27 protein-coding genes are annotated in these 25731 nt (G+C 66.0%); 9 read left to right on the plus strand and 18 right to left on the minus strand.

The window, feature by feature from the left end:
- Positions 1–36 precede the first annotated feature (36 nt).
- Both EYB42_RS00640 and EYB42_RS00645 read left to right on the plus strand, forming a co-directional pair.
- Positions 37–489: a hypothetical protein gene (locus EYB42_RS00640; protein ID WP_135447084.1), complete on the plus strand. Its 453-nt coding sequence runs from the start codon at positions 37–39 to the stop codon at positions 487–489.
- Between the two features lie 81 nt (positions 490–570).
- Positions 571–1497: an alpha/beta fold hydrolase gene (locus EYB42_RS00645; protein WP_240783905.1), complete on the plus strand. Its 927-nt coding sequence runs from the start codon at positions 571–573 to the stop codon at positions 1495–1497.
- Here the strand turns inward: EYB42_RS00645 and aroB are convergent.
- Positions 1494–2603, minus strand: coding sequence for a 3-dehydroquinate synthase (gene aroB, locus EYB42_RS00650; protein ID WP_135447088.1), 1110 nt, complete (start codon positions 2601–2603; stop codon positions 1494–1496). The genes EYB42_RS00645 and aroB overlap by 4 nt on opposite strands.
- Positions 2600–3148 carry a shikimate kinase gene (locus tag EYB42_RS00655; RefSeq protein ID WP_135447090.1) on the minus strand — a complete coding sequence of 183 codons (549 nt, stop codon included), beginning with the start codon at positions 3146–3148 and terminating at the stop codon, positions 2600–2602. Before EYB42_RS00655 ends, aroB begins: the two co-directional genes overlap by 4 nt.
- A 189-nt stretch (positions 3149–3337) precedes the next feature.
- Between EYB42_RS00655 and EYB42_RS17240 the strand changes: the two genes are divergently transcribed.
- From EYB42_RS17240 to EYB42_RS00670, 4 genes are read left to right on the plus strand one after another with little or no spacing between them, the layout of a single operon-like run.
- Entirely contained in the window at positions 3338–3475 is a 138-nt protein-coding gene (locus EYB42_RS17240) for a hypothetical protein (protein WP_167850869.1), read from the plus strand.
- Positions 3462–5015 carry a hypothetical protein gene (locus EYB42_RS00660; protein WP_135447093.1) on the plus strand — a complete coding sequence of 518 codons (1554 nt, stop codon included), beginning with the start codon at positions 3462–3464 and terminating at the stop codon, positions 5013–5015. The genes EYB42_RS17240 and EYB42_RS00660 overlap by 14 nt, the downstream gene beginning before the upstream one ends.
- Positions 5016–5017: 2 nt before the next feature.
- Positions 5018–5956: a site-specific tyrosine recombinase XerD gene (locus EYB42_RS00665; RefSeq protein ID WP_135447095.1), complete on the plus strand. Its 939-nt coding sequence runs from the start codon at positions 5018–5020 to the stop codon at positions 5954–5956.
- Between the two features lie 18 nt (positions 5957–5974).
- On the plus strand, positions 5975–7279 hold the full coding sequence (locus tag EYB42_RS00670) for an HlyC/CorC family transporter (RefSeq protein WP_135447097.1): 1305 nt from the start codon (positions 5975–5977) through the stop codon (positions 7277–7279).
- Here the strand turns inward: EYB42_RS00670 and EYB42_RS00675 are convergent.
- From EYB42_RS00675 to EYB42_RS00685, 3 genes are all read right to left on the minus strand, one after another.
- Entirely contained in the window at positions 7266–7817 is a 552-nt protein-coding gene (locus EYB42_RS00675) for a flavodoxin domain-containing protein (protein ID WP_135447098.1), read from the minus strand. The genes EYB42_RS00670 and EYB42_RS00675 overlap by 14 nt on opposite strands.
- A 67-nt stretch (positions 7818–7884) precedes the next feature.
- On the minus strand, positions 7885–8682 hold the full coding sequence (locus EYB42_RS00680) for a gamma-glutamyl-gamma-aminobutyrate hydrolase family protein (protein WP_240783907.1): 798 nt from the start codon (positions 8680–8682) through the stop codon (positions 7885–7887).
- Between the two features lie 130 nt (positions 8683–8812).
- Complete coding sequence (locus EYB42_RS00685; RefSeq protein WP_135447103.1) at positions 8813–10015, minus strand: pyridoxal-phosphate-dependent aminotransferase family protein; 1203 nt, start codon at positions 10013–10015, stop codon at positions 8813–8815.
- Positions 10016–10224: 209 nt separating this feature from the next.
- Here EYB42_RS00685 and EYB42_RS00690 point away from each other — a divergent pair, with 209 nt between their 5' ends.
- From EYB42_RS00690 to EYB42_RS00700, 3 genes are all read left to right on the plus strand, one after another.
- On the plus strand, positions 10225–11895 hold the full coding sequence (locus tag EYB42_RS00690) for an ABC transporter ATP-binding protein (protein WP_240783924.1): 1671 nt from the start codon (positions 10225–10227) through the stop codon (positions 11893–11895).
- Positions 11896–12039: 144 nt separating this feature from the next.
- Positions 12040–12807, plus strand: coding sequence for a CAF17-like 4Fe-4S cluster assembly/insertion protein YgfZ (gene ygfZ / locus EYB42_RS00695; RefSeq protein ID WP_135447107.1), 768 nt, complete (start codon positions 12040–12042; stop codon positions 12805–12807).
- 237 nt (positions 12808–13044) lie between these two features.
- Entirely contained in the window at positions 13045–13371 is a 327-nt protein-coding gene (locus tag EYB42_RS00700; protein WP_135447109.1) for a DUF6280 family protein, read from the plus strand.
- A gap of 65 nt (positions 13372–13436) precedes the next feature.
- On the opposite strand, the gene EYB42_RS00705 is transcribed toward EYB42_RS00700, so the two are convergent.
- The 13 genes from EYB42_RS00705 to bchY form a co-directional block, all read right to left on the minus strand.
- A complete protein-coding gene (locus EYB42_RS00705) occupies positions 13437–14225 on the minus strand; it encodes a hypothetical protein (protein ID WP_135447111.1) in 789 nt (262 codons plus the stop codon).
- Positions 14226–14324: 99 nt separating this feature from the next.
- On the minus strand, positions 14325–15686 hold the full coding sequence (locus tag EYB42_RS00710; RefSeq protein ID WP_135447444.1) for a TolC family outer membrane protein: 1362 nt from the start codon (positions 15684–15686) through the stop codon (positions 14325–14327).
- Between the two features lie 93 nt (positions 15687–15779).
- Positions 15780–16433, minus strand: coding sequence for a protein-L-isoaspartate O-methyltransferase family protein (locus tag EYB42_RS00715; RefSeq protein WP_135447113.1), 654 nt, complete (start codon positions 16431–16433; stop codon positions 15780–15782).
- A gap of 115 nt (positions 16434–16548) precedes the next feature.
- Positions 16549–17526, minus strand: coding sequence for a hypothetical protein (locus EYB42_RS00720; RefSeq protein WP_135447446.1), 978 nt, complete (start codon positions 17524–17526; stop codon positions 16549–16551).
- A 59-nt stretch (positions 17527–17585) separates the two neighbouring features.
- Entirely contained in the window at positions 17586–19520 is a 1935-nt protein-coding gene (gene dxs / locus EYB42_RS00725; protein ID WP_135447115.1) for a 1-deoxy-D-xylulose-5-phosphate synthase, read from the minus strand.
- A gap of 167 nt (positions 19521–19687) precedes the next feature.
- Positions 19688–19915 carry an RC-LH1 core complex protein PufX gene (gene pufX, locus EYB42_RS00730; protein ID WP_167850870.1) on the minus strand — a complete coding sequence of 76 codons (228 nt, stop codon included), beginning with the start codon at positions 19913–19915 and terminating at the stop codon, positions 19688–19690.
- A 15-nt stretch (positions 19916–19930) separates the two neighbouring features.
- Positions 19931–20854 (minus strand): photosynthetic reaction center subunit M, encoded by a 924-nt coding sequence (gene pufM, locus EYB42_RS00735; RefSeq protein WP_135447119.1) that lies wholly within the window; start codon positions 20852–20854, stop codon positions 19931–19933.
- Positions 20847–21695: a photosynthetic reaction center subunit L gene (gene pufL / locus EYB42_RS00740; protein WP_135447121.1), complete on the minus strand. Its 849-nt coding sequence runs from the start codon at positions 21693–21695 to the stop codon at positions 20847–20849. Before pufL ends, pufM begins: the two co-directional genes overlap by 8 nt.
- A 122-nt stretch (positions 21696–21817) precedes the next feature.
- Entirely contained in the window at positions 21818–21991 is a 174-nt protein-coding gene (pufA, locus tag EYB42_RS00745; protein WP_135447123.1) for a light-harvesting antenna LH1, alpha subunit, read from the minus strand.
- Positions 21992–22004: 13 nt separating this feature from the next.
- The gene (pufB, locus tag EYB42_RS00750) at positions 22005–22154 is read right to left on the minus strand and encodes a light-harvesting antenna LH1, beta subunit (protein WP_135447125.1); all 150 of its coding nucleotides are present in this window, start codon (positions 22152–22154) and stop codon (positions 22005–22007) included.
- Between the two features lie 231 nt (positions 22155–22385).
- The gene (pufQ, locus tag EYB42_RS00755) at positions 22386–22619 is read right to left on the minus strand and encodes a cytochrome PufQ (protein ID WP_135447127.1); all 234 of its coding nucleotides are present in this window, start codon (positions 22617–22619) and stop codon (positions 22386–22388) included.
- Positions 22616–24091: a chlorophyllide a reductase subunit Z gene (bchZ, locus tag EYB42_RS00760; protein WP_135447130.1), complete on the minus strand. Its 1476-nt coding sequence runs from the start codon at positions 24089–24091 to the stop codon at positions 22616–22618. The genes pufQ and bchZ overlap by 4 nt, the downstream gene beginning before the upstream one ends.
- Positions 24091–25608 (minus strand): chlorophyllide a reductase subunit Y, encoded by a 1518-nt coding sequence (bchY, locus tag EYB42_RS00765; RefSeq protein WP_205909936.1) that lies wholly within the window; start codon positions 25606–25608, stop codon positions 24091–24093. The genes bchZ and bchY overlap by 1 nt, the downstream gene beginning before the upstream one ends.
- Positions 25609–25731: the final 123 nt, after the last annotated feature.

Consider the following 25731-nt stretch of genomic DNA (forward strand, 5'->3'; position numbering starts at 1 on the left):
CCCCCCGACAGCCCGGAAGCAAAAGGACAGCGCCCCGTGACCCTTCGCCCTCTGGTCCTCGCCGCCCTCCTGCCGCTGGCTGCCTGTGGCGGCGGCGGCACGACGACGATGCAGTTCTACCCGCTGCAAGGCGCCATTGCCGAAGCCGACCCGACCCTGGTCATCGAGGCCACGATGCAGAATGTCAGCGGCACCTCTGGCCCGCTGACCTTTCGCCTGCCCGGCCGGGTGCGCTGCGAGGGCACCTGGACCTCGCTAACCCCCAAGACCGTCTCGCGCTCTCGCGGGTTGTCGCTGACGTGGAAGAAGACAGGGGGGGAGGTCGGGGCCGAAACCAAGACTGTGGCCCGCGTGAACGACGGCGAACTTTATGCCGTCTGTTCCGACGGGCGGCGGGTGCAGGGGACGTTCATGATCGGATCTGGCACCGCCAGCGGCACCGGCAGCGCGACCGACACGCTGGGCAACGTCTACAAGCTGCTGTTCTAGGAACACGCCTGAAGCCGACACGCTGCCCCTGCGCCATCCGACATGCCAACGTGGTGCTGGCAGGCGGAACGGAGGATCGCGGTGATACGGTTTCTGGCCCGGGGCATCGCGATCCTGCTGGTCCTGCTGGCTGGCGCGGCGACCTGGTTCTACACCCCGGACCTGCCGCGCGCCAAGCTGGAGGCAACCTACCTGCGTCACCCCGGCGACCTGGTCTGGATCAACGACACCCACCTGCATCTGCGCGACGAGGGACCACCTGCGGCACCCGCAATCATCCTGCTGCACGGGCTGGGATCAAGCCTGCACACCTTCGATGGCTGGGCGGCAGCTCTGTCGGCGCGCTACCGGGTGATCCGGTTCGATCTGCCGGGCGCGGGTCTGTCGGGGCCGGATCCTGACAGCCTTTATACCAACGAACGATCCATTGCCCTGCTCTGTGCCGTCCTGGACCGGCTTGAGCTTGAATCAGCCACGCTTGCCGGCAATTCCATCGGCGGGCGGCTGGCCTGGCGCTTTGCCGCTGTGCATCCCGACCGGGTGGACCGTCTGATCCTGATCGCGCCCGACGGCTATGCAAGCCCAGGCTTTTCCTACGGCACGGCCCCCGAGCTGCCGCTGATGCTGAACCTGATCCGGTGCTTCCTGCCGAGATGGGCACTGCGCCCAAGCATTGCGGCGGCCTATGGCGACCCCGCCCGCCTGAGCGAGCCGGTGCTGGAACGCTACCACGCGCTGCTGCTGGCTTCCGGCAACCGCAAGGCGATGCTCGACCGGATGCGTCACACGGTGCTGGTAGATCCCCGGCCCCTGTTGCGGCGGATCCCTGTGCCGGTCCTGCTCATGTGGGGCGAAAAGGATGCGATGATTCCCGTCGCGAATGCACGGGACTATCTGGCCGAATTGCCCGACGCGCCGTTGGTGGTGCTGCCCGGCCTCGGTCATGTTCCGCAGGAAGAGGCGCCCGCAGAAAGCCTGGTTCCGGTGATCGAGTTCCTGGACGGCTAGCGCCGCGCCAGTGCCTCGTCCAGCACGGCACGGACGGCATCGCCCGGCACATCCTCGGCCACGAAGGCCCGACCGATGCCGTGCGCAAGGATGAACCGAAGGCGCCCGTCCTGCACCTTCTTGTCCTGGCCCATCAGCGCGATAAGCGCCTCGGTTCCCGGCAGATCGCCCGGGATGTCGCGCAGATCGACCTTCATTCCCATCGCCGCCAGATGCGCACGGATGCGGCTGGGATCCTCCTGGCTGCACAGGCCAAGACGCGCCGAGAGTTCGAAGGCCAGCCCGCAACCTATGGCCACGCCTTCGCCATGCAGCAGACGGTCGGAATATCCGGTCGCCTTTTCAAGGGCATGGCAGAAGGTGTGGCCAAGGTTCAGCAGCGCACGCTCGCCTTCCTCGGTCTCGTCCCGCGACACGATTCCCGCCTTCATCTCGACAGACCGCGTGACCGCATGCAGACGCGCGGCACAGTCGCCAGCCTTCAGCGCCAGGCCGTGCATCTCCAGCCATTCGAAGAAGGCCGCATCGCCCAGAAGCCCGTATTTCACCACCTCGCCATATCCCGACAGGAAGTCGCGCTCGGGCAGGGTCGCCAGGGCATCGATGTCCGCCAGGACAAGGCTGGGCTGGTGGAAGGCGCCAACCAGGTTCTTGCCCTGCGCCGTATTGATCCCCGTCTTGCCGCCCACCGAGCTGTCCACCTGCGCCAGAAGCGTTGTCGGCAACTGCACGAAGCGCACGCCACGGCGCAGGATCGCAGCTGAAAAGCCGACCAGATCGCCGATCACGCCGCCGCCAAGCGCAAGGACCAGATCCTTCCGTTCTACCTTCTGTTCCAGCAGCCATTCGGTGCAGTGCGCCAGATGGTCCCAACCCTTCGTGGCCTCGCCCGGCGGCAGGGCAAGGGCGGATACGGCAATACCTTCGGCCTCCAGTGCGGCTGTAAGCTTAGCAAGGTGAACGGCGGCCACCGTCTCGTCCGTCACCACCGCCACGCGCTTGCGACGCAGAAGTGGCAGGATCTCGGTCCCGGCCCGCGCGAGCAACCCCGCACCGATGCGCACCTCGTACGAGCGCGCGCCCAGATCGACAGAAACCCGGTTCAAGCTTGGTCCTCCACCAGAACATCCGGCCGCGTCAGAAGCGCCTGACGCACGCGGGTGGCCATCTCTTCAACCGACAGGTTGGGCGAGGAATCCACCGTAAGGTCGGCCTTGGCGTAATGGGGCAGCCGCGCCTCGTAAAGCTCACGCAGGGTCTCGCGCGGGTTCGGGGTGCGCAACAGCGGCCGCGTCGTCTTGTGCCGGACCCGCTGCCACAGCAGGTCAAGATCCGCGCGCAGCCAGACTGAAACGCCGATGTCGTGGATAAGCCGCCGATTCGCCTCGGACAGGAACGCCCCGCCCCCGGTGGACAGCACGCAGGGGACGCCGCGCAGCAGCCGGGCAATGACCTCGGATTCGCGGGCGCGAAAGAAGGGTTCACCGTCGCGTTCGAAGATCTCGGCGATGGTCATGTTGGCAGCGCGGACGATTTCCTCGTCGGAATCCTTGAACTCCACACCCAGCTGGCGGGCCAGAGCCGTTCCCACTGCGGTCTTGCCCGCCCCCATCATCCCGACCATCACGACGGTCTTTGCCAGATGCACCATCTTGCCCCCGTCCCATGGGGCATTCCGCCGCCCCGGGGAAAACTTTCTCCTTCAATGGCGTGAAGTTCCGGCGAATGCTATATACATTCGCATTATGAACAGCCTCAGCGGGCGCAGCCTGCCCAAGCTGAGGCCAAGAAGATCGGGCGGATCAAGCCGTCCGGGCAGAACACGAGGAAGTGCAAGCGCATGGGTCGGATCGTCAAGGCTTTGGTGGTGCTGGTGGTATTCGGGTTCATCGGTCTGACGATCTATGCCTATCTTGGCGATCTGACCCCCGTGCAAGGCGAGGTGACGAAGCCTGTGGTGCTGAATGCGACCAATTAGGGCTGCAAGTCTGGTCCTTGCCTGTGCCGGATCGGCGGCGGTGGCCCAGGACGGGCCCCTGTCGGCGATCGACTGGCTGTCGCAATCGGTGGCGACACCGGCGGCGCAGGACACCGGCGGACTGCCCGTGGCCATCGACGAACCGCCGGTGGCCAGCGACGGCGGCGCACTGCCGCAGCCGGTGGCCACCACGGCGCTTGACGGGCCTCAGCCCGATGCCGTGGGCCTGATCCCGCCGGCAGCATCGGGCCTGCCGCACGACTTCTGGGGCGCGGGCCTGACGCGCGAGATCGCCGAGGCGATCATTGCCCATCCTGACGGCGACCTGCCGGCGCTGCGCCAGCTTTTCCTGACGATCCTGATGGCCGAACTTGCCCCCCCGGCGGATGCCGGCGGCCGCGGCGAACTGCTGCAGGTGCGCATCGACAAGCTTCTGGCGTTGGGGGCCCTAGAACAGGCCGCCTCCCTGATTCAGGCAGCTGGGGTCAGCTCTCCCGAACTTTTCCGCCGTGCCTTCGACGTGGCCCTGCTGACCGGGGCCGAAGACCGCGCCTGCGATGGCATGTCCGAGGCCCCGCTTCTGGCCCCCACCGTGCCGGCGCGGATCTTCTGCCTTGCCCGCGCGGGCGACTGGGACACCGCCGCCCTGACCCTGCACAGTGCCGAAGCCCTGGGCGAGATCGGACCGGATCAGGCGACCCTGCTTGCCCGGTTCCTTGACCCCGATCCCTTCGAAGGCGAACCTCCGCCTCCCGCCCCCAACCCGGTCACGCCGCTGGACTGGAAGATGTACGAAGCCATCGGCGAGCCGCTTCCGACCGAAGGTCTGCCGGTTGCCTTTTCCTATGCCGAGATGAGCCCGAAATCCGGCTGGAAGGCGCGGATCGAGGCGGCCGAGCGACTGACACGCGGCGGGACCATTCCCCCGAACGTGATCCTTGGTCTCTACACGGAACGCCAGCCTGCTGCCTCGGGCGGGGTGTGGGACCGGGCCGGCGCCTTCCAGCGGTTCGAGGCGGCGCTGAATTCGGGGGATGCCGGTCGTGTGGAACAGACCCTGCCGGAAGTCTGGGCGCGGATGCAGGAAGCCGAACTGGAAGTGCCGTTTGCCGTCCTGTTCGGCAAGGCGCTGATCGACCTGCCGCTAGAGGGGGATGCTGCCGAAATCGCCTTCCGCGTGGCGCTTCTGTCGCCATACCGCGAACTGGCCGTGCAGCGGTTGCAGCCCGATGGCCCGATAGAGACCTTTCTTGCCAGACTGGTCGCAGGCGATCTGGCGGGCGTGTTGCCGCCCGACAGCATGGGCCGGGCGATTGCCGCCGCCTTCCGGGCCCCCGTGCTTCCTGCCGAGGGGCAGGCGCTCCTTGACGGCAACCGCAAGGGAGAGGCCGTCCTGCTGGCTATCCGCAGCGTCGGGCGGGGCGTCAAGGGCGACCTGCGCGGAGTGACCGAAGGGTTGTCGCTGCTGCGCGCCGCCGGGCTGGACAGCGTGGCACGGCGCACGGCGCTGGAACTGATGATTCTGGAACGGCGGGGCTAGCGATGCCCGACGCAGAGTCCAGCCGATGGATTTCCACCTTCCTTGATGCCTGTGCCGCCGATCAGGGCGCTGCGCGCAATACCCTGCTGGCCTACGGACGCGACCTGATGGATTTCGCCGACTGGCTGGGCCGGAAAGGGCATACGCTTGCCGGGGCTGACCGCTTGGCGGTCGAGGCCTACCTCGTCCACTGCGATGCGCAGGGGCTGTCAAAGGCAACCCGGGCACGCCGCCTGTCCTCGATCCGCCAGCTTTATCGCTTTGCCTTCGACGAGGGCTGGCGCGCTGACAATCCGGCCCTGCGGCTTTCGGGTCCGGGAAAGGCACAGGCGCTGCCGAAGACCCTGACCGAGGCCGAGGTCACCCGGCTGTTGGAGGCGGCGCGCAGGCGCGGCCGCAGCCCGGCAGAGCGGTTGCGCGACACCGCCCTGTTCGAACTGCTTTATGCCACCGGCCTTCGCGTGACCGAACTGGTCAGCCTGCCCCTGGCCGCTGTCCGGGGCGATCCGCGCATGATCCTGATCCGCGGCAAGGGCGGGAAGGAGCGGATGGTGCCACTGTCGACCCCTGCCAGGGCGGCGCTGGCCGAATGGCTGGACCACCGCACCGCCGAGGACGAAGCCGCGCGGCAGGCGGGGCGGGCGACCTCGCGCCATCTTTTCCCCGGCGAGGGGCGTGACGGACACCTCACGCGGCAGCATTTCCACAGCCTTGTCAAGGATGTCGCCGTGCTGGCCGGAATCTCTCCGTCGCGGGTGACGCCACATGTGCTGCGCCACGCCTTTGCCACCCATCTTCTGGCGCATGGCGCCGATCTGCGGGTGATACAGACGCTTCTGGGCCATGCAGATGTTGCCACGACCGAGATTTACACGCATGTGCTTGACGACCATCTGAAGGATCTTGTCCTGACCAAGCACCCCCTGGCCCGCAAGGGCTGACCAGACCCGCTGGACGCCATGCCTGATACAGCCCTAGACACCGCCTTCTGGCTGACCACTGTTGCAATCCTGTTGCTGCTGGTCCTGTCTGCCTTCTTTTCCGGTTCGGAAACCGCGCTTACCGCATCGTCCCGGGCGAAGCTGAAGGCCCAGGCCGATCGTGGCTCGCGCGGAGCGAAGGCCGCGCTGAAGGTGACCGAGGACCGCGAACGGATGATCGGGGCGATCCTTCTGGGCAACAACATCGTCAACATCCTGTCGGCCGCGCTGGCCACCTCGCTTCTGACCCGAATCTTCGGTGACAGCGGCGTGGCGCTGGCAACGTTGGGCATGACGCTGCTGGTCCTGATCTTCGGCGAAGTGATGCCGAAGACCGTCGCCATCACCTACCCCGAGCCGGTGGCCACCCGCGTGGCCCCGCTGATCCGGCTGGTGACGCAGGTGTTCTCGCCCGTCATCCTTGTCGTGCGCACGCTGGTCAACGCTGTCCTGCGGCTGTTCGGCATGCGTGCCGACACGGCCGATCCCCTGCTGGCCCTGCGCGAGGAAATTGTCGGTGCCATCGCGCTCGGCCATTCCGAAGGCGCGGTGGAAAAGGAAGACCGCGACCGCCTTCTGGGCGCACTGGATCTTGCGCACCGCACGGTGGACGAGATCATGCGCCACCGCCGCCAGGTCGAGATGATCGATGCCGATCTGCCGCCCGACGAGATCATCAGCCAGGTCCTTGCCTCGCCCCACACCCGCCTGCCGATCTTTCGTGACACCGACGACAACATCCTGGGCGTGATCCATGCGAAGGATCTTCTGCGCGAGGTCCATCGTCTGATCCGGGGCGAAGAGGGATCGGTCAGGGGGATCGAGAATCTCGACATCCTGAAGATCGCGATGAAACCCTATTTCGTGCCCAACACCACGACGCTGGACGAACAGATGCGCGAGTTTCTGGCCAGGCGCACCCATTTCGCGCTGGTGGTGGACGAATACGGCGCGCTTTTGGGCTTGATCACCCTGGAAGACATTCTTGAGGAAATCGTCGGCGACATCAGTGACGAATTCGACCCGGTCAAAAAGGATTCCGGCCTGACCAAGACCGAGGACGGCGCCTGGCTGGTCGATGGTGCCATGACGATCCGCGACCTCAACCGGGCGATGGACTGGCAGCTGCCCGATGACGAGGCCAACACCGTGGCCGGTCTGGTGATCCACGAGGCGCAGATGATACCGAACACGGGCCAGATCTTCAGCTTCCACGGCTTCCGCTTCGAGGTGGTGGAACGCCGCGAGAACCGGATCACAAAGCTGAAGGTCAAGCCCCTCTGACGCGCGGTGCCAGCCCCTTGACCCAGCCGTCCAGCGCAAGGGCAAGCGCGGACCAGTCGGTGTATTCCTTGTCCTTGCCGGGCTCGACCTTCTCGCCCTTCTGGTCGGCGATGCGGCGCATCGCCCAGGCACGGAAGAAGTCGTATTCCGAAAAGCGGAAGGCGCCGGCGACATGTTCGGTGCCGCCGGGGGTCCAGCCGGTTTCCGACTGGAACTCTGCCAGGCAGCGGTTGAGCCCCGCCCAGTCGTCGGGATCATTCCCCGCCGCCGACAGAGACACGGCAAGGAACAGCGTCGGTATTTCCGAAAGGGCCGCGCGCTGGCTGGAAACGAAGCGTATCAGGGCCTTCTGGTAGCCCCCGGCGTGCAACGAGCCCGCCAGGATCGCGCCATCGAAGCGGGACAGGTCCAGACCTTCGGCGTCCTCGACATTCAGGAGTTCGACGCCATGCCCCTGCCCCGCCAACCGGTCGGCGGCAAAGCGGGCGATCTTGCGGGTCTGGCCATCGGTGGTGGCATAGGCGACAAGCAGCAGCATGGACGAATCCTTTCACGGCTAACCCGGTCAGGACAGCACGGCCCGCGCAGCGGCGCCTTGATCCGGATCAGGCCGACCGCCGCACTGCCGGAGCCCTGCGTGCCGCCCATTCCGCCGCCGCCGCGCCGAAGGCCTGAAACAGCGGACGCGACACCGGATCATTGGCCGCGTTCCATTCCGGGTGCCACTGGACCGATAGCGTGAACCCAGGCGCATCCTTGACATAGATCGCCTCGGGCGTGCCGTCGGGCGCATACCCGTCGATCACGATCCGGGGTGCCGGGCGCGCGATGCCCTGACCATGCAGGGTATTGGTCATCACCTCGCGCGCGCCAAGCAGTCGATGAAATGGCCCGCCCTCGGTGAAGGTAACCTTGTGGCGCAGGGCGAACTGTTCCTCCAGCGTGCCGTCGGGCGGCATCCGGTGGTTCATCCGGCCCGGCAGGTCGCGGATCTCGGGGTGCAGCGTGCCGCCAAGCGCCACGTTGACCTCCTGAAAGCCGCGGCAGATGCCCATGAAGGGCTGGCCGCGTTCAACGCAGGCGCGCACCAGCGGCAGGGTGATCGCATCGCGGCACCGATCAAAGGTGCCATGGGCGGGGGTCTCTTCCTCGCCGTATTCGCTGGGGTGGATGTTCGGTCGTCCTCCGGTCAACAGAAAACCGTCACACAGATCAAGCAGTTCGTTGACGCAGACAAATCTCGGGTCCGAGGGGATGATCAGCGGCAGGCAGCCGGCCACCTCGGCCACGGCTGCGGAATTCATCGTGCCACCGGAATGCACGGGATAGTGGTCGTTAAGCAGATAGCTGTTGCCGATGATCCCGACCACGGGCCGCCGGGCCCCGCAGCGTTCTTCTTTCACTTCCGTCACCTGACACGTTCCATCACAGAAAGATAACGCCCCCCGACTGACACGGAAAGAGGAGTAACCTGGCTTTGCCGCACAGATCGGCATGCCGCCCGCACAATGCCCGGAAATGCGGCGGACAGCTTCAGGCGCCCTCGGCCACGGCCCGGATCGCCGCATCCAGCGCCCCCGGGCCACAGGGAATGGCAAGGGAATGCAGGCCGGCTTCCATCACTGCAAGCACACCCAGCGTCATGTGGGCATTCACATGCCCCATATGCGCCACCCGCAGGAAACCATGATAGGCCGGATCGATCGAAGGTGCCATGCCGAGGCCAATGCCCAGCGTCACCCCGGCGTTATTCTCGCACCACTCGCGCAGCCGTGTGGCATGCGGCGCACCGAAGCGCGCCGCTGTCACCGACCAGCCGCGATGGGCCGGGTCCGCGACATTCATGCCGATCGCCGGGTTGCCCGCGGACCATGCGTCAAAGGCCGCCCAGACCGCCCCCGCCAGCACCCGGTGCCGACGCCAGACATTCGGCAGACCCTCTTCGCGGATCATGTCCAGCGCCTCGCGCAGGCCATAAAGATGCGAGGTCGGCGCCGTGCCGTTCCAGATCTGCCAGAACTCCTCGGGTTCCGCGCGGGGCCCCCAGGCCCAGTAGGGTGTGGCCAGATCCGACTTGCCGCAGCGCTGACGGGCCTCTTCCGAAAACCAGACGAAGGCCATTCCCGGCGGCGTCATCAACCCCTTCTGACAGGCCGCGACCATCACATCGACACCCCAGTCGTCCATGTGGAACTCGTCACAGCCAAGGCTGGCAATGCAGTCCACCACCAGAAGCGCCGGGTGCCCCGCCGCATCCATCGCCGCCCGCAGCGCCGGTATGTCTGTCTTGATCGAACTGGCGGTATCGACATGCGTGGTCAGCACCGCCTTGATCCGGTGAGCGGCGTCCGCACGCAGCACCGCCTCGACCCGCCCCATGTCAACGGGCGAGGATTTGCCGAAATCCAGCACCTCGACCTCGACCCCCATGGCCCGGGCCGAATTCGCCCAGCTCAGCCCGAACTGTCCCGTGGCCAGGACCAGCGCCTTCTGCCCCTTAGAGAAAAGGTTGGCATTCGCTGCCTCCCACCCGGCATGGCCGTTGCCGATGTAGATTGCGACATGGCCGGTGGTGCCCGCCACCATGCGCAGATCGGGGAAAAGGCTTGCCACCATTTCGATCAGCGGGCCTTCGTAGATGTTGGGCGATCCGCGATGCATGGCGCGCAGCACCCTGTCGGGAATGACCGATGGGCCGGGAATCGCCAGATAGGGGCGGCCGTTGGCTAGGCTCATGCGTCTCTCCTCTGTCAGCCCGCCATGGCTAGGCCCGCAGGGCGCCCGCGTCAATGCGCCCGCCTCGCTTGAGCCGGCGGCCCTTACCCGTTAAACCCTGCCAGACCCGCCCCAAAGCCCGAGGCCACGTGCCCACCGCCCGCGCCTATTCGTCCCGCACGCTCTTTGCCCGCTACTGGCGCAGCTATCTGCGGCCCTATGCCGGGCTGATGGCGCTGGCCTTCACCATGATGGTCATCGAAGGCTCGACGCTGGGTCTGCTCAGCTACATGATCCAGCCGCTCTTCGATCTGGTCTTTGTTCCGGGTGGCGGGGGCGCGCTGGTCTGGGTGGGGGCGGCGATCCTGGCACTGTTCCTGGTTCGCGCCGTGACCTCTATCCTTGGCCGCTGGCTTCTGGCCAGGGTGAACCAGTCCAGCGCCGGGGCAATGCAGGCCGATCTGGTGCAGCACCTGCTCACGCTGGATGCCGGCTTCTTCCAGACCCATTCCCCAGGCAAGCTGATCGAGCGGGTCCAGGGCGACACGCTGGCCGCACAGGGCGCGGCAACGCTGGTCATTGGGGGGATCGGCCGCGATCTGGTGTCGCTGGTGGGGCTTTTTGCCGTGGCCCTGTGGATCGACCCGATCTGGACGCTGGCCGCGCTGATCGGGGCGCCGCTTCTGCTGCTGCCCACCCTGATCCTGCGCCGCTATCTGCGGCGCAAGGCCCTGCACACCCGCGAACAGGCCGGCCTGCGCGCCACGCGCCTGGACGAGATATTCCACGGCATCCAGGCGGTGAAACTGAACCGCATGGAAAGCTATCAGGCCACGCGCTTCCGTCGCATCGTCGATGCGATCGTCCGGGCCGAGGTCAAGACCGCGCTCGGCCGTGCCGCTATGCCAGCGCTGGTCGACGTGATCACCGGCATCGGTTTCTTTGCCGTGCTGATGCTGGGTGGACGCGAGGTCGCCGAAGGCACGCGAACCACTGGCGAGTTCATGTCCTTCTTCACCGCAATGGCGCTGACCTTCCAGCCGATCCGTCGGCTGGGCGATCTGGCGGGGCAGTGGCAGGTAGCGGAAGCCAGCCTGGAACGGATCTTCACCCTGTTCGACACTCGCCCCTCGACCAGTCGGCCCGCCGTCAGCCGCGCCCGCCCCGTCCCCGGCGCGCCCGAGATCCGGTTCGAGAACGTGACCTTCGCCTATCCCGACCGCCCAGTGCTGGACAACCTTTCCTTTAGCGCCGAGGCGGGCAAGGTCACCGCGCTGGTGGGCGCCTCGGGGGCGGGGAAATCCACCGTCTTCCAGATCATCGCCGCCCTGGTCGAGCCCCAGTCGGGCCGGGTGATGATCGGCGGGGTCGATGTGACCGACCTGAGCCTTGCCGACCAGCGTGCACTGCTGGCCTCGGTCTCGCAGGATGCGGCGCTGTTTGACGAGACGCTGCGCGAAAACCTGCTGCTCGGCCGGTCAGATATTCCCGACACCCGGTTGGCTGCCGCACTGGCAGATGCCGAAGTTACCGGCTTCGCTGCCAGCCTGCCGCATGGCCTGGACACGCCGGCCGGTCCGCGCGGCTCGGCGCTCTCCGGCGGGCAGCGCCAGCGCATCGCCATAGCCCGTGCGCTGCTTGCCGATGCGCCGGTGCTGCTCTTGGACGAGGCAACCTCGGCGCTGGATACGCGCACCGAGGCGGCCGTTTCTGCCGCCCTGGCCCGTGCACAGGCGGGGCGCACGACGCTGGTCATCGCGCACCGGCTGTCCACCGTGAAGGGGGCCGACAAGATCATCGTGCTGGACCGCGGCCGCGTGGTCGAACAAGGCACGCATGACGAACTGATGAAGAAGGGCGGGCTATATGCCCAGCTGCAACAGGCCCAGCTGCGCGACTGACCCCTGTTGCTGATCGCGGCCCCTGACCCGATGCCGCACCAACCTGGCGTATGGCGACCCACCGATGAGAAGAGACAGTCGCCCGAGAAGGCCCCCACGTGCAGGCCCCTTCCCCCCGGCCATGCCGCCGCCTATCTTCTGCGCATGAATACAGGCGAAGCCATCCCCGAACGCACACTCTGGAACCTGAGCGGCAATGACGCGCTGGGCTTCCTGCAAGGGCTTGTCTCGAACGACGTCCGCCCGCTGGAAGGTGCCCCCGGCATAGTCTGGGCCGCGCTGCTGACACCACAGGGCAAGTATCTGGCCGACTTCTTCATCGTCCGCCGGCCCGAGGGCGACCTGCTGATCGACATTGCCACCCCGCTGGCACCGGCCACCCTGAACCGGCTGACCCTTTACCGCCTGCGCGCCGACGCGCGGATCTCGCCCTCGACGCTGCATGTGCGCCGCGGCCTTGGCCCCGCCCCGCAAGGCGCACTGCCCGACCCGCGCCACCCTGCGCTAGGCTGGCGTGCCTATGGGGATCAGGCCGGCAGCCCCCCCGCAATCGATTGGGACGCGATCCGGGTGGAACATGTGATCCCGGAAAGCGGCATCGAACTCGTCCCCAACGAAAGCTACATCCTGGAGCACGGGTTCGAACGCCTGCACGGGGTAGATTTCCGCAAGGGATGCTATGTCGGCCAGGAGGTCACTGCGAGGATGAAGCACAAGACCCAGCTGGCCAAGGGCCTTGTCCGCGTAGTGATAGACGGCAGCGCGCCGGTCGGCACCCCAATTCATGCCGGCGACAGACAGGCCGGGGTCCTGTTCACCCAGGCCGGCGACCGGGCCTTGGCGTATCTGCGCTTTGACCGGGCCGATGGCCCGATGACCGCAGGAACAGCAAAGATCAGGCTGGACACCTGACCCGGCGTCCGATCACAGGGATTTGTCAGAATTTCTTACCAAACAGTTGAATTTCGCGGCGGCTTCGCTAAATGTGGCGAACGCCTCCGGCAGATCGGCACAAGATACTGAGCCGCCCCGGCAAAGCCATGCACCGGTTGCATGGCCGCCATTCCAAACCGGAAGCACCGAATCGATATCAAACCGTTACAACCCGCGAACGCCGCGAAAGACAAGAGCAAGAATAAGGACCGTCAGATGTTCGACTCCATCGACAGCACCGCCTACAACTTCGAGCAGGGCCAGCGCGCGCGCAAGCTGTTTGCCGCCGTGGTTCTGGCTGCGCTGGATGATGCCATTGCGGACGACAAGAAGTACGGCAACGGACCCGACCAGATCGCCCGTTGGGCGCGGTCGCGCGACGGGCGCGAAGTGCTGTCCTGCGCCGGGATCGACCCGAACGAGCGTGTCGTGAAGGGTCTGATGGAATTTGTCGCCAAGGGTGTGCGCACCTCCGTCGCCCTTAGCCGCGAGGAATCCGAACGCCGCCACGCGCTTGAGGCCGAACAGGCCGAAGCCGCCTGAGGCGGCGACCAGCCGATCAAACGACAGCGCGCCCTTCGGGGCGCGCTTTTCATTTCAGGGCTGCGTCAGTCCAGCGCCCGCGCGGCCAGGGCGCGGTTGATCTCGGCGCGGACCAGCTTGCGGACATTGCGGGTTATGCGCTCTCCAAGAACGCCCTGTAGTTCCTCGCGGATGATGCTGCGCACGATTTCCTGCAAGGCCTCTTCGTCCAGGACCGTCAGGGGATTTCCGTCCTTGTCGACCAGAGTCTGCGTTTCGTCCAGGATCGAACTGAATGCGGTCGGCCTACCGCGTTCTGCCTGGCCCACCAACGCCTCGGGTTCGACGGTGGCAGGGTCTGCCGGGATGTCTTCCTGAACCCCCGCCCAAACCTCGGCATCGCGGGGTCCGGGCGCCAATTCCGCAATCTGCGGCTCTGGGATCACGGCTTCCGGCAAGTCCTCCTCGAACTCCGAAGGCACCTCCCAGACCGGCTCTGCTGCCATCTCGACCAAGGGGGGGCCTTCTTCCTCTGCGGGAAGGACAAGTTCGGCCTCTTCTGCACCAAGCGCCAGTTCCGCAAGCGGGGTCGGCTCTTCCTGCCAGATCGGATCCTGCCAGTCGGCATCGACGATCTGAGAGACAGCTTCCGATTCAGGCTCTGCGGGCCTGTCCGGCTCTGCCTTGGCCGCAGACGGGGGAGCCGCCATCGGCGCCTCAGCGTCATCGGTGACAACACGCAGGGCCGGGGTCAGGATCAGCTTGTCCTCACCCTGGCTGCGCGGTGCTGGTCTTGGGCGCATCTCGGCCGAGACCAGGCGACGGATGGAGGAGACCACATCCTCGATTTCATTGCTGCTGAGTGGCCCTGACATCACTTGTTTCCGTAGCCGACTGCCGACCTCGACATCAGGTTACCCTGCCAACTCTCTAGCCGGCAACGCATTTCTACACGCGGCATGCGGGGGGGCGCGTCAGTTGCCGATCTTTTCCAGAATGCGGTCCAGCTTCTTGCCCTGAACGCTGTGCGACGGCGCCCTGCGAACCGTGTCGTAATAGGCCTCGGGGTCGTAGGTCGGAATGCCGAGCTTCAGATGTTCCGCCGTCAAAAGCCCCATCGTGGCCAGCACGCGGTAGACCCCGACATAGCGCTGCGCTTCGGCCTGAAGACGGCTGTTGCGCGCGTTCAGAAGTTCCTGCTCGGCATCCAGCACGTCCAGTGTCGTACGCGTTCCGGCATTCGCCTCTTCGCGCACACCGTCAAATGCGGTCTGTGCGGCGCGGATCTGACGGTCCGATGCCTCGATCGAGGCCGCCGAAACGGCAAGGTTCGCCCAGGCGACACCCACGTTCTGGATCACGTTCACCGCCGTCTGCTGCAACGCGGCGCGGGCACGGTCCTTCCCGGCGATCGCCTGACGCTGCAACGACGACAGCCGCCCGCCGGCATAGATCGTCTGGCTCATGTTCAGGCCGATGGTCTGCTTGTCCACTCCCCTGTCATCCGTCTCGACCGTGGCCCGGGCGCCGACCGTTGGCAGGCGCCCGGCCTCGGCCAGACGCAGCTGCAGGTCGCTGACAGTCACCAGATGCTGCGCCTGTCGGATCAGCGGGTTGGTCGAGCGAGCGACGCCTTGCGCCTCTTCCAGCGACTTGGGCAGGGCCGGCGCCTTCGGCAGCGGGGCCAGACGGCCCGGATAGGCACCGGTCGCGGCCTTGTAGGCCTCGCGCGCCACCATCAGATCCCCTTCAGCCGCCGCCAACGCCGCGCGAGACCCGGCAAGCCGCGCCTCGGCAATGGCCACGTCGGTACGGGTGTTCTCTCCCACCTCGAAACGCGCTTCTGCGGCGCGCAGTTCCTGGGTGATCAGCCGCAAGTTCGACTGCCGCAGCGCTACCACGTCCTGCGCCAGGCGCACATCGACATAGGCCTGAACCGCCGCCAAAAGCACCTGCTGCTCGACCTCGACCAACGCCTGGCGCGTCGCCAGAACGCTTTCCCGCGCTATCGCGATCCCGATTTGCGAGCGTCCGAAGTCCAGAAGCGTCAGGTCTGCCGTCAGCTGCAGCGAGGCACTGGTGCCGTCCACGACCGCCGCGCCGCTATCGGTCCGGCCCCAGCCGGCCTGCGCGGTGTAGGCGATGACCGGCCGCAGCGAGGAGACCGCCTGCGCCACATCCTCGTCCGCGGCGCGCAGAACCGCGCGGTTCTGATCAAGCAGGTTGGAGTTGCGATAGGCCGCAATCAACGCATCGGCCAGCGTTTCGGCCCCTGCAACCGGCGCGGCCAGCGCTCCGGCCACCGCAACCACGACCGTCCTCATCCATGCCCGCATCATTCTGCCTTTCCTTTGCCCGCGCACTCCTGCGGTTGTATGATCAAGGATCCGAACGGACGCTTGGCCCTCTCCGGACAAGGCCCTAGGGGCCTAAAGCACAAAGCCCCGCTTCCTGGCAAAGCCGTTCAGCACCGGGGCCGCGGCGTTGAACACCGGACGCCAGCTCATGTCACCCTCACTCTTGAAGCCGACCTTCGCCGTTCCCAGCGGCCCGTCCATGAAGATCGCCCCGATGCGTCCCCCATCCTTGAGCTGTGCCAGCAGCGCATCGGGCACCGTTTCCACCCCACCCTCGATGGTGATCACGTCATAAGGTGCATGCTTCGGTGCCCCGGCGACCAAGGCGCCGGGCAACACATGCGCGTTGTCCACACCCTCTGCCGACAGAAGACGCGCAGCCTCGGCAGCAAGGGTCTCGTCCTCTTCCACGGCCACGACGGTGCCTGCCAGCCTGGCGATGACCGCGGCCGAATAACCAAGACCGCAGCCGATATCGAGCACCATCTCTCCGGGCTGGATATCCAGCGCATCAAGAAGCTTTGCCAGCGTCCGCGGCTCCAGCATCACGCGGCCCCCGCCGATGTCGAGGTTTTCGCCGACATAGGCTGCCTCGCGCCGCTCTGCGGGCACATAGACCTCGCGCGGGACCGACAGCATCGCGTCGATGATGGGGAACTTGGTCACATCCGAGGGGCGGACCTGGGTATCCACCATCATCACTCGGCGGGAGGCGAAATCGCTCATTCTGAACTCGATGATTTCATGGCTCTGTCGGGCAGTCTTGCCACAGAACCCCGGACCTCGCAACGGGCGAAAGCCGCAGGATCATGGATTTGGCCAAGGGCGCACCGTCCGCCGGTCATGTCTGCATGCCCACGCCTGATCCTGCCGAATGGGCGACGGACAACGCGCGTTCGCCAAGCTTGCGGAACTTGTCCGATGCCCGGGTCAGACGACCCTTCCATTCCGGCATCGGTTCCTGCCCCTCGGTCACCCGCAAGAAGACCTGCAACATGCAGGCCACCGCAAAAGGTTCGATCAGCGCGGCCTTGACGGCCCATGCGAAGATCAGGGCAAGGACGAACGTGCCCGCCATGTCGTCGCCCGGCATCACCCCTGCAAGGGCCGCAGCCGGACCAAGCACGGCCAGAAAGACCAGGGTAGCCAGAACCCAGGTCATCAGCGCAAGCCACGCCGCGTTGGCCAGCATAGGCCGGGCATTCTGCGCATAAAGCACCAGGCCGTCATGCGCGGCCTCCCACGCGTTTTCCGAACGGGTGCGGATCGCGTGGCCCAGGATCACCCCGTCGATCAGGCCGACCGCCAGGCGCAGATATGCCTGAAGCCCGCCCATCAGCCGGTCAAGCCCCGGGATCGGCAGAAATGACATCAGCCCCCCCAGCAGGCCGGTCACCGCATTGATCACGCCCTTCACCAGCACATCCAGTGCAAACAGCGCCGAGGCCTGACCAAAGCGCGCTTTCACCACTTCGCGAGCATGGGCGATCTGCCCCCTGCCGCCGGGAACGGACCTGCCATCCAGCAGCTCGACCATCACGGCGATGTGGCCGGCCTTGACCATGTAAAGGGTGTAATCACGCAGGAAGAAGATCACCCCGGCCGTCAGTGCGAGCCCCGCCGCACCGCCCCAGAACGCGCTGGACGCCTGAAAATCCTCGTCCCCGAAGGCCCCGAATCCGTAGCCGACACCAGCGCCCGTGCCGGTGACAATGACCAGGGCCGCAGCCATGCCGAAATAGACGACGACACGGAACACCAGGAATGGGGCCGTGCGCAGCATGATCCGAAAGGCCTTGGAAATGCTGAAATCCCACATCTGCACACCTGAAATCCACAGGCGCAAAGCGTGGCGTCGGACCAGCCGGAATGCAAGCGTCAGATCAGCCTTGGCCGCGACATGGGCACGACGACTGGTTCCATTCTGGTAAACAATTCTCGGCATTTTGCGGCAATGTCCCCGGCGCGGAGACCGGCCTCGGCATACATCTCGGACGGGCTTGCCTGATCTATGAAACGGTCGGGCAGCGTCAGCGTGCGGACCACCTTCCCCCGGTCCAGCCCGCCGGTTCGCGCAAGGTAGTGCAGCACCTGTGCGCCGAAGCCGCCCTCTGCCCCCTGTTCCAGCGTCATCAGCACCTCATGAGTGTCGAGCAGCCGGTCTATCAGCCCCGTATCCAGCGGCTTGGCAAAGCGGGCATCGGCCACCGTGATGTCGATGCCTTCCTCCGCCAGCAGGTCGGCCGCCGCCAGCGCCTCCGACAGGTGCGCCCCGAAGGAAAGGATCGCAACCCCCTTGCCTTCGCGCACCATGCGGCCCTTGCCGATCTTCAGCACCTCGCCCGTGGCGGGCAGGTCCACCCCCACACCTTCACCCCGCGGATAGCGGAAGGCGATGGGGCCTGCGTCATGCGCCACCGCCGTGGCCAGCATGTGGACGAGTTCCGCCTCGTCCCCGGCGGCCATCACCACCATGTTCGGCAGGCTGGACAGGAAGCCGATGTCAAACGCGCCGGCGTGGGTCGCGCCGTCCTGTCCCACCAGACCCGCGCGGTCGATCGCAAAACGGACGGGCAGATTCTGCAACGCCACATCATGCACGATCTGGTCGTAGCCGCGCTGCAGGAAGCTGGAATAGATCGCGCAGAAGGGCCGCATGCCGCTTGCGGCAAGGCCTGCCGCGAAGGTCACCCCGTGCTGCTCGGCGATGCCCACGTCGAAGACGCGCGCGGGGAAGCGGCGCTGCATGATGTCCAGCCCCGTGCCGCCCGGCATCGCGGCGGTGATCGCCACGATGCGCGGATCGCGCGCGGCCATTTCGGTCAGCTTGTCGCCGAAGACCTGGGTGTAGCTTGGCGCGTTCGACTTGCCCTTGACCTGCTGGCCAGTCGCCACGTCGAACCTGGCTACCCCGTGATACTTGTCGTCTGCCCCCTCGGCCGGGGCATAGCCCTTCCCCTTGACCGTGACGCAGTGAATGAGCACGGGCCCCGAGGCGCGCGCCTTGGCTGCCCGCAACGTGGTCAGAAGATGGCCCATGTCATGCCCGTCGATCGGGCCGATGTATTCGAAACCGAACTCCTCGAACAGCGTGCCCCCACCCGGCAATCCTGTCACCAGCGACCGCGCCCGCCGCGCGCCGTCACGGACCGGGCCGGGCAGCGCCGCCTCCAGCCCTTCGGCCGCGGCCTTGAGCATGGCGAAGGGGCCCTTTTCGGCAATGGCGTTCAGATAGGCCGACATTGCGCCCACAGGCGGGGCAATCGACATGTCGTTGTCGTTCAGGATGACGAACAGCCGTTCCTTCAGATGCCCGGCATGGTTCAGCGCCTCATAGGCCATGCCCGCCGTGATCGCCCCGTCGCCGATGACGGCAATGGTGTCGCCGACCGCCATGCCCATCCTGCGGCCCATTGCAAAGCCCAGCGCGGCACTGATCGAGGTCGAACTGTGCGCCGCACCGAAGGGGTCGTACTCGCTTTCGCTGCGCTTGGTAAAGCCTGATAGCCCGCCCTTCTGTCGCAGCGTTCCCATCCGGTCACGCCGCCCGGTGATTATCTTGTGCGGATAGCACTGGTGGCCCACGTCCCAGATCAGCTTGTCGAAGGGCGTGTTGAACACGGCATGAATTGCCACCGTCAATTCCACCACCCCCAGCGAAGAGCCCAGATGCCCACCGGTGCGGCTCACGATCTCGATCGTCTCCTGCCGCAACTCGCGCGCAAGAGTGCCCAGTTCTGCATCGCTCAAGGCCTTCAGGTCCACCGGGCTGGCCACCCGGTCAAGGGTCGGAGTACGGCTTTCGTGGTCCATCGTGGCCTCCGTTCGGGAAAAAGGTGCCGTGTGGAAGTGGCCCACACGGCACCAGGTCCCTGTCGCCAACAGGAAGGGAACCGGGCTGTGGTTGCGCCCCGGATCCGGGCTGGCAGTTGCCCGGATGTGTTGCAGGGGGCGGGTCATGTGCCCGCCCCCCGATCGCGTCAGACCTGGACGGTTTTCTCGATCACGAAAAGGTTAGACCAGGTGTTAGGGTCGGGGGCCTGCTTGCTTTCGTCAGGCAGAAGAAGGCTGACGCCATAGATCGCCCAGAGGATCAGGCCGACCGAGAAGACGAATATGGCCGCCATTCCGGCCCCTTTCATCATCTGGCCAAGGCCCCAGTAGGCCAGCCCGGCAAAGCGCCCTTCGCGGAAATAGTCGTCGGACATCATCCGTTCCTTTCCTCAGTTCATCGGCGCGTAGCCGTGTTCCTGTGCCCAGACATACCAGTTGTCCACGACCGTGCCGGTCAGCAGGATCCCGATGCCCCCGGTCAGCGTGACCAGGATCGCGAACCACCAGGCCCAGCGGTGAATGCCCTCCATCGTGGCGTTGAACCCCATGGTCCAGCGCCAGAACAGAGCCGCGCGTTCCGCGGCGGTACCGCGGTCGGCGATCTGCTCCAGCTCTCGGTCACCGCCGAAGCGGGAAACTGCAAGGATCGTCGCCCCGTGCATCGCGAACAGCAGCGCCGACCCGTAAAGGAAGACGATGCTGAGGGCGTGGAATGGGTTGTAGAACAGGTTGCCGTAGGTCAGGCTGAAGGTGTTGGTCCAGTCGAGATGGGTGAAGATGCCATAGGGCACCGCCTCGCTCCACGATCCCATCAGGATCGGCCGGATCAGCCCCAGCACCAGGAACAGCCAAATGGCGCTGGCAAAGGCCCAGCAGATGTGCTTGCCCATGCCCAGGGCCTGGGCCCGCAGATAGCTGCGCACCCACCAGGCCAGCACGCTGATCAGAAGGAAGAACGAAGCGATCAGCCAGTATCCCCCCTCGGCAAGCGGCGGGAAGCCCAGTCCGTATTCCGGCGCCGGCGGATCGAGCGACAGCCAGAACAGGTCGCGCAGGAACACCGCCGGGTTGAAGCCCGCCTGATACCAGAACCATGCGCCCACCATGGTGAACCACACGACCCCGGAGAACAGCGAGATCACCCCCATCGTTCCCAGATAGACAGGCCCGAGCTGGGCATTGCCGAACCAGCCGGCCAGCGTCGAGAAGCTGGCGCTGCGCGTCCGGTTGGCCAGATCCACGCCCTCGACCATCCCCATTTCGGGGACGCCGCGAACCTGCACCTGGTTGAAGATGTTCTGATACTCAGCCATTGACGCCTCCCGGAATGTCGGCCCACCACGGCAGCTGAAGCCACCAGTCCCACCACACGACCCACTGGTCGAACCAGATGGTGCCCGAGATCACGATGCAGACCGCGCTCCAGAAGCCGGCGTTCAGCGCCAGAAGCAGGCCCAGACGGTGGATGCCCAGCGTGCCGACCGAATAGCCGATGAAGTCGCGGAAGAAGGTGTCCTCGTGGTCGGGCGTCCGCATCTCCTTGCCCTTTTCGGGGTTGGCCGCCGAAAGGATCAGGCCGCCATGCAGGGCAAGCGCCAGCGCGTTGGTGAAGAAGAAGCTCACCGCGATCATGTGCGCCGGGTTGTAGTGGAAGTTGCCATAGGTGTAGCCGGTGTTCGACACCCAGTCGAGGTGGGTCCAGATGCCATAGGGGAAGGCATAGCCCCAGGCCCCCATCAGCACCGGCCGGATCACGACCAGGGTGACATAGGCGAAGATGGCCACGCCGAACGCGAAGGGCACATGGTAACCCATGCCCAGCTTGCGGCAGATTTCCACCTCGCGCAGCGCCCAGCTGACGAAGGCGCCGATGGCGCAGATCGTGATCAGCTGCCAAAGCCCGCCCTCGCGCAGCGGCGCGAAAGCCAGCCCGTATTCCACCCGCGGCGGGTCGATCGAGATCAGCCACGGGTTCCAGACGCCTTCCAGCGCGGTTCCGTAGAAGATCAGGATGGTGCCCAGGGCGGCAAAGAAGAAGGTCGTTACGCCGAAGAAACCGACGTAGAAGGGACCCACCCAGAAGTCGAACAGGTTCCCGCCGACCAGCGTGCCGCCCGGCACGCGGTATTTTCGTTCGAAGCTGAGCAGTGCCATGCTTCTATCTCCGCTAGGTCCGGGGCCGCATCGGGCGCGGGACGCTTGTCCCGGAATGTGACGTTCCCTGGTTTGTTGCGGGCGGCGACAATCCGACCGCCGCCCGCAACGGAGACATCAGCTCACTCGCTCGCAACGCGGTTGTATTTCTCTGCCGCGATGTTGAACCAGTTGTAGCTGGGGGTGCTGAGCAGCACGAGGTGGATCATCGCCGCCAGCAGGAACAGGAACACGCCCTGGGCGACGAAGACTCTGCGGGGGTCGAAGATCAGCCAGATCTTGTAGAACTTTGACATCTCTCACTCCTCCTCAGAACCACGGACGCCAGATGAACACCGCCAGATGAGCGACGACGGCAATGGCCACGAACAGCCAAAGCCCGCTCATGTAGACGGAGTGCAGCTCTTGCGCCTGCTCGTCGGTGAGACCTGTGAAACTCAGGTCGGTTTTATCAGCCATTCGATCCTCCGGATGGTCAGACTGACGCCGCATACCCTGCGGCTGGGTTCACGGTTCGGCGGCATGCCTCCCCGAGTTTCTCCGCACCCCGATCGCGCGGGATACGGTGAATGCTGGTCCGGCGGGGCGGGCGCACGCCCACCGGAAAGATCGAGCCGCCGTGGGGTTTCCGGCCCCCCGGCGAAAGCTGCCCGGCCCACAACTGCGGGAAGGGCAATGGCGTCCGGTCCGTCAGGGCCGGAAGATCGCCGGGGTGATGGCCCCGGCCTCGCGCCAGGCGCGGGCCATGGGCCCATGCACCGGCAGATGGCGGTCGCGGACCAGGGCAAAGACCCAGGCCAGCGTCGCAAAGGGGATCGCGACCAGAAAGATCAGCGCGAAATAGACGTAGAACTCGGCCTTCGGTGTCCGGTGGACATGGGCTGCGCCCTGCCCGGCCCCGTGGCCCGCGGTATGGTCAATCATGCGTCCCTCCCTTGTGTTCCAGTGCCGGGGCCCCGCAGGGCCGCGACGAATTCCAGCACGACCCGCTCGGCCCCATGGTCAAGCGCGGCCTTCTCTGCAGCGTCGCGCAGCGTGCGCGCGGCGGAAATCCGTGTCAGAACGGGGTGTTCGCTGACGATGCGGTCCAGTTCGGCCTGAGCATCGGCATCCCAGGGGAAATCGCGGCGCAGGGTCGTTGGCGTGGCGGCGGCACTGTCCAGATCGGACCCCAGCGGCAGGATGTGAAACAGCGCGTCGAACAGGCCGTTGCAGACCTCTTGCAGCAGATAGACCGCGCCAGCGTAGCCCATGAAGGGCGTGCCCGTGGCCCTGCGGATTGCCGCACCGGGGAAGCCTGCGGGGATGAAAACCGGCTGCGGCCCGTGGCCGGCCTTGAGTTCGGCCATGTAGATCTTTTCGTTGATCGATCCCATCACGATCAGCGGCCGGTGCTGGCGCAAGCTTGCCCGCACCCCCTCATTGTTCGTCTTGGCCCCCGCCACGCGCGGCGTGGCAAAGGCACAGGGCAGCCCTAGGTCGCCTTCCAGATAGTTTCGGATGCCGCGTGTGTAGGTCTCGTTCGAAACGATCGCGAAGCTTGCAGTTGCGAAGAAATCCTGCGTGACCGACCGCCACAAGTCCCACAGCGGCTTCAGCGTCGAATGCTTCTCGCGGGCGATGAAAGGTTCGGGGTCCAGCCCCAGCACCTCGCCCAGCTTGCACAGGAACAGCGTTGTGCTTTCCAGCCCGATCGGCGCCTGAAGGTAGGGCTTGCCCAGAACCTCGGCCAGGCCGCGTCCGAATTCGCGATACATGACGATGTTTGCGTCTGCGTTCACCAGGTTCCGCATCTCGGCCAGATGGGCGCCAAGCGGCATCACCATGTTGACCTCTGCCCCGATGCCTTCGACCAGACGGCGGATCTCGTGCAGGTCCGACGCCATGTTGAACGTGCCATACATCGGGCCCAGGATGTTGACGCGCGGCTTTGCGCCTTCCGGGCGCGGCGTCTCGGGCGGCATCCGGCCCTTGGTCATCCCGAACTCGGTGAAGATCCAGGTCATTGCCCGGTCGGCGGCCTGCCACTGGTCCTCATCTATGGTGCGCGGCAGGAAGCGCTGGATGTTGGTGCCCTGCGGCGTGACCCCGCCGCCGATCATCTCGGCGATGCTGCCGGTCACGACGACCGCCGGCAGCGCCGGATCGAGCGTCTTCCACGCCCGCTTCATCGCCCCTTCGGTGCCGTCGCGGCCAAGTTCTTCCTCGCCAAGGCCCGTCACGACAATCGGCAGCTCATGCGGCGGCAGCGCGTCGGTGTAGTGCAGGACGGAAGTCACCGGCAGGTTCTCGCAGCCCACGGGCCCGTCGATGACGACCTGAAGGCCCTTCACGGCGCAGAAGGCATAGACCGCCCCCCAGTAACCGCCCGCCCGGTCGTGGTCCTGGATCAGCATCAGATCATCTCCTCGGCCTTGGCGGCTTTCGCGGCCTTGTCGAGTTTCTTCTGATGGATCGCCCGGAAGTCCGGCCGCAGGTTCGGCGCGCCTTCCCAGATACCTGCGGTGTCGCCTTCGCCCACACCCTCGAAGAAGGCCTTCATCCCGGCCATCTTCTCGCGCCCCGCAATCGCGGCATTCACCACCTGCGCCAGAGACCCCGCTCCGGCGGGCCCCATCAGCGGTCTAGCCGAGATGAGGTTCGTGAAGTAAAGCCCTGGAATACCTTGCGATTTCGCCTTCTGCACCACCGGCGTCGTCCCGATGGCCAGATCCGGCCCGAATGCCTCCATCGCGGCCAGGTCATCCTCCAGGCTCGCGCGGAACTTGACTACGCTCCCCTTGGCTTCCAGCCAGTCACGATCCGCTGCCGACCAGTCAGTCCGCGCGCAGGCAGTGCCGACATAGGGCACCTCGGCGCCGCTTTCGATCAGAAGACGGGCGACCAGCAGCTCTGATCCCTCGTAGCCCGACAGCGTGATCCGCCCCTTGATCGGGTTCGCCGAAAGCGCCCCCTTGATCGCAGGCCCAAAAGCATTCTGCGCTGCTGCCACTTTTTCCGAAGCGATTCCATAGGCTTCCGAGATGTTTTTCAGCCAGTCCATCGTCCCGTCATGCCCCACCGGGGCACTGCCGACGATGCCGCGGCCTGCGGCCTGGAACTCGCGGACTGCTGCCGTGTAGAATGGATGGATCGCCGCCGCGACCCCACAGTCCAGCGCCGCGTAAAGCTCGCGCCAGTCGCGGCAGGGCACCACCGGTCCGGCGGCCAGGCCCATGGGTGCCAGCAACGCACCGATCATCATCGGGTCGGCCGGGAACATCTCGCCCAGAAGCGCAACGGTCGGGCGGTCGGACCGGCTTTGCGCGGGTGCAGCGACCGGGCCAGCCAGGATTTCTTCCCGCGCGTAGCGCAGCATGGCACCCGCCAACACATCCTTTGCCTCGGCATGGGTCGGCACGCCGAAGCCAGGAACGTCGATGCCGACGATGCGCACGCCGTTGATCTCGCTGGGAAGAAGCTTCAACGGCACCCCGGAAGCCGTTGGCACGCAAAGGTTTGTCACCACAACGGCGTCATACCGGTCGGGGTCTGCCAGTTCGTGAACAGCATCGCGGATATCTTCGAACAGCTTGCCGGTGACCAGCGTCTCGCTTTTGAAAGGAACATAACCCACCGATCGACGCGCGCCGTAGAAATGGCTGACGAAGGTCAGTCCGTAGACACAGCAGGCACTGCCCGACAGAACCGTGGCCACCCGCCGCATCCTCAGGCCGACGCGCAGGCTGCCAAAAGCCGGGCACATCGACTGCGGCTTGTCGTGCGGGCCTTGCGGATAGTCGGTGGCATAGCGGTCCAACACCTCAGCATTGCCGGCGGCGCGGGCAGCGGCCTGCATCTCGGCCCCGGCGTGACAGCCAAGGCCGTCGGCCACGGCCGCCATCGCCCGAATGTCATCGCCCTGGTCGTTCATGCTGCGCGCGCCTCCTGTTTCGCGGCGCACCCGCCCCGGACCTGATCGGGGGCCTCGCGGGACAACCGCAGGTTCCGGGTCAAGCCAGGGATACGCGGTGCCAGATCACCGAGCGCGGCGTCA

Source organism: Tabrizicola caldifontis (genome assembly GCF_004762095.1).
Classification (GTDB): Bacteria; Pseudomonadota; Alphaproteobacteria; order Rhodobacterales; family Rhodobacteraceae; genus Tabrizicola; species Tabrizicola caldifontis.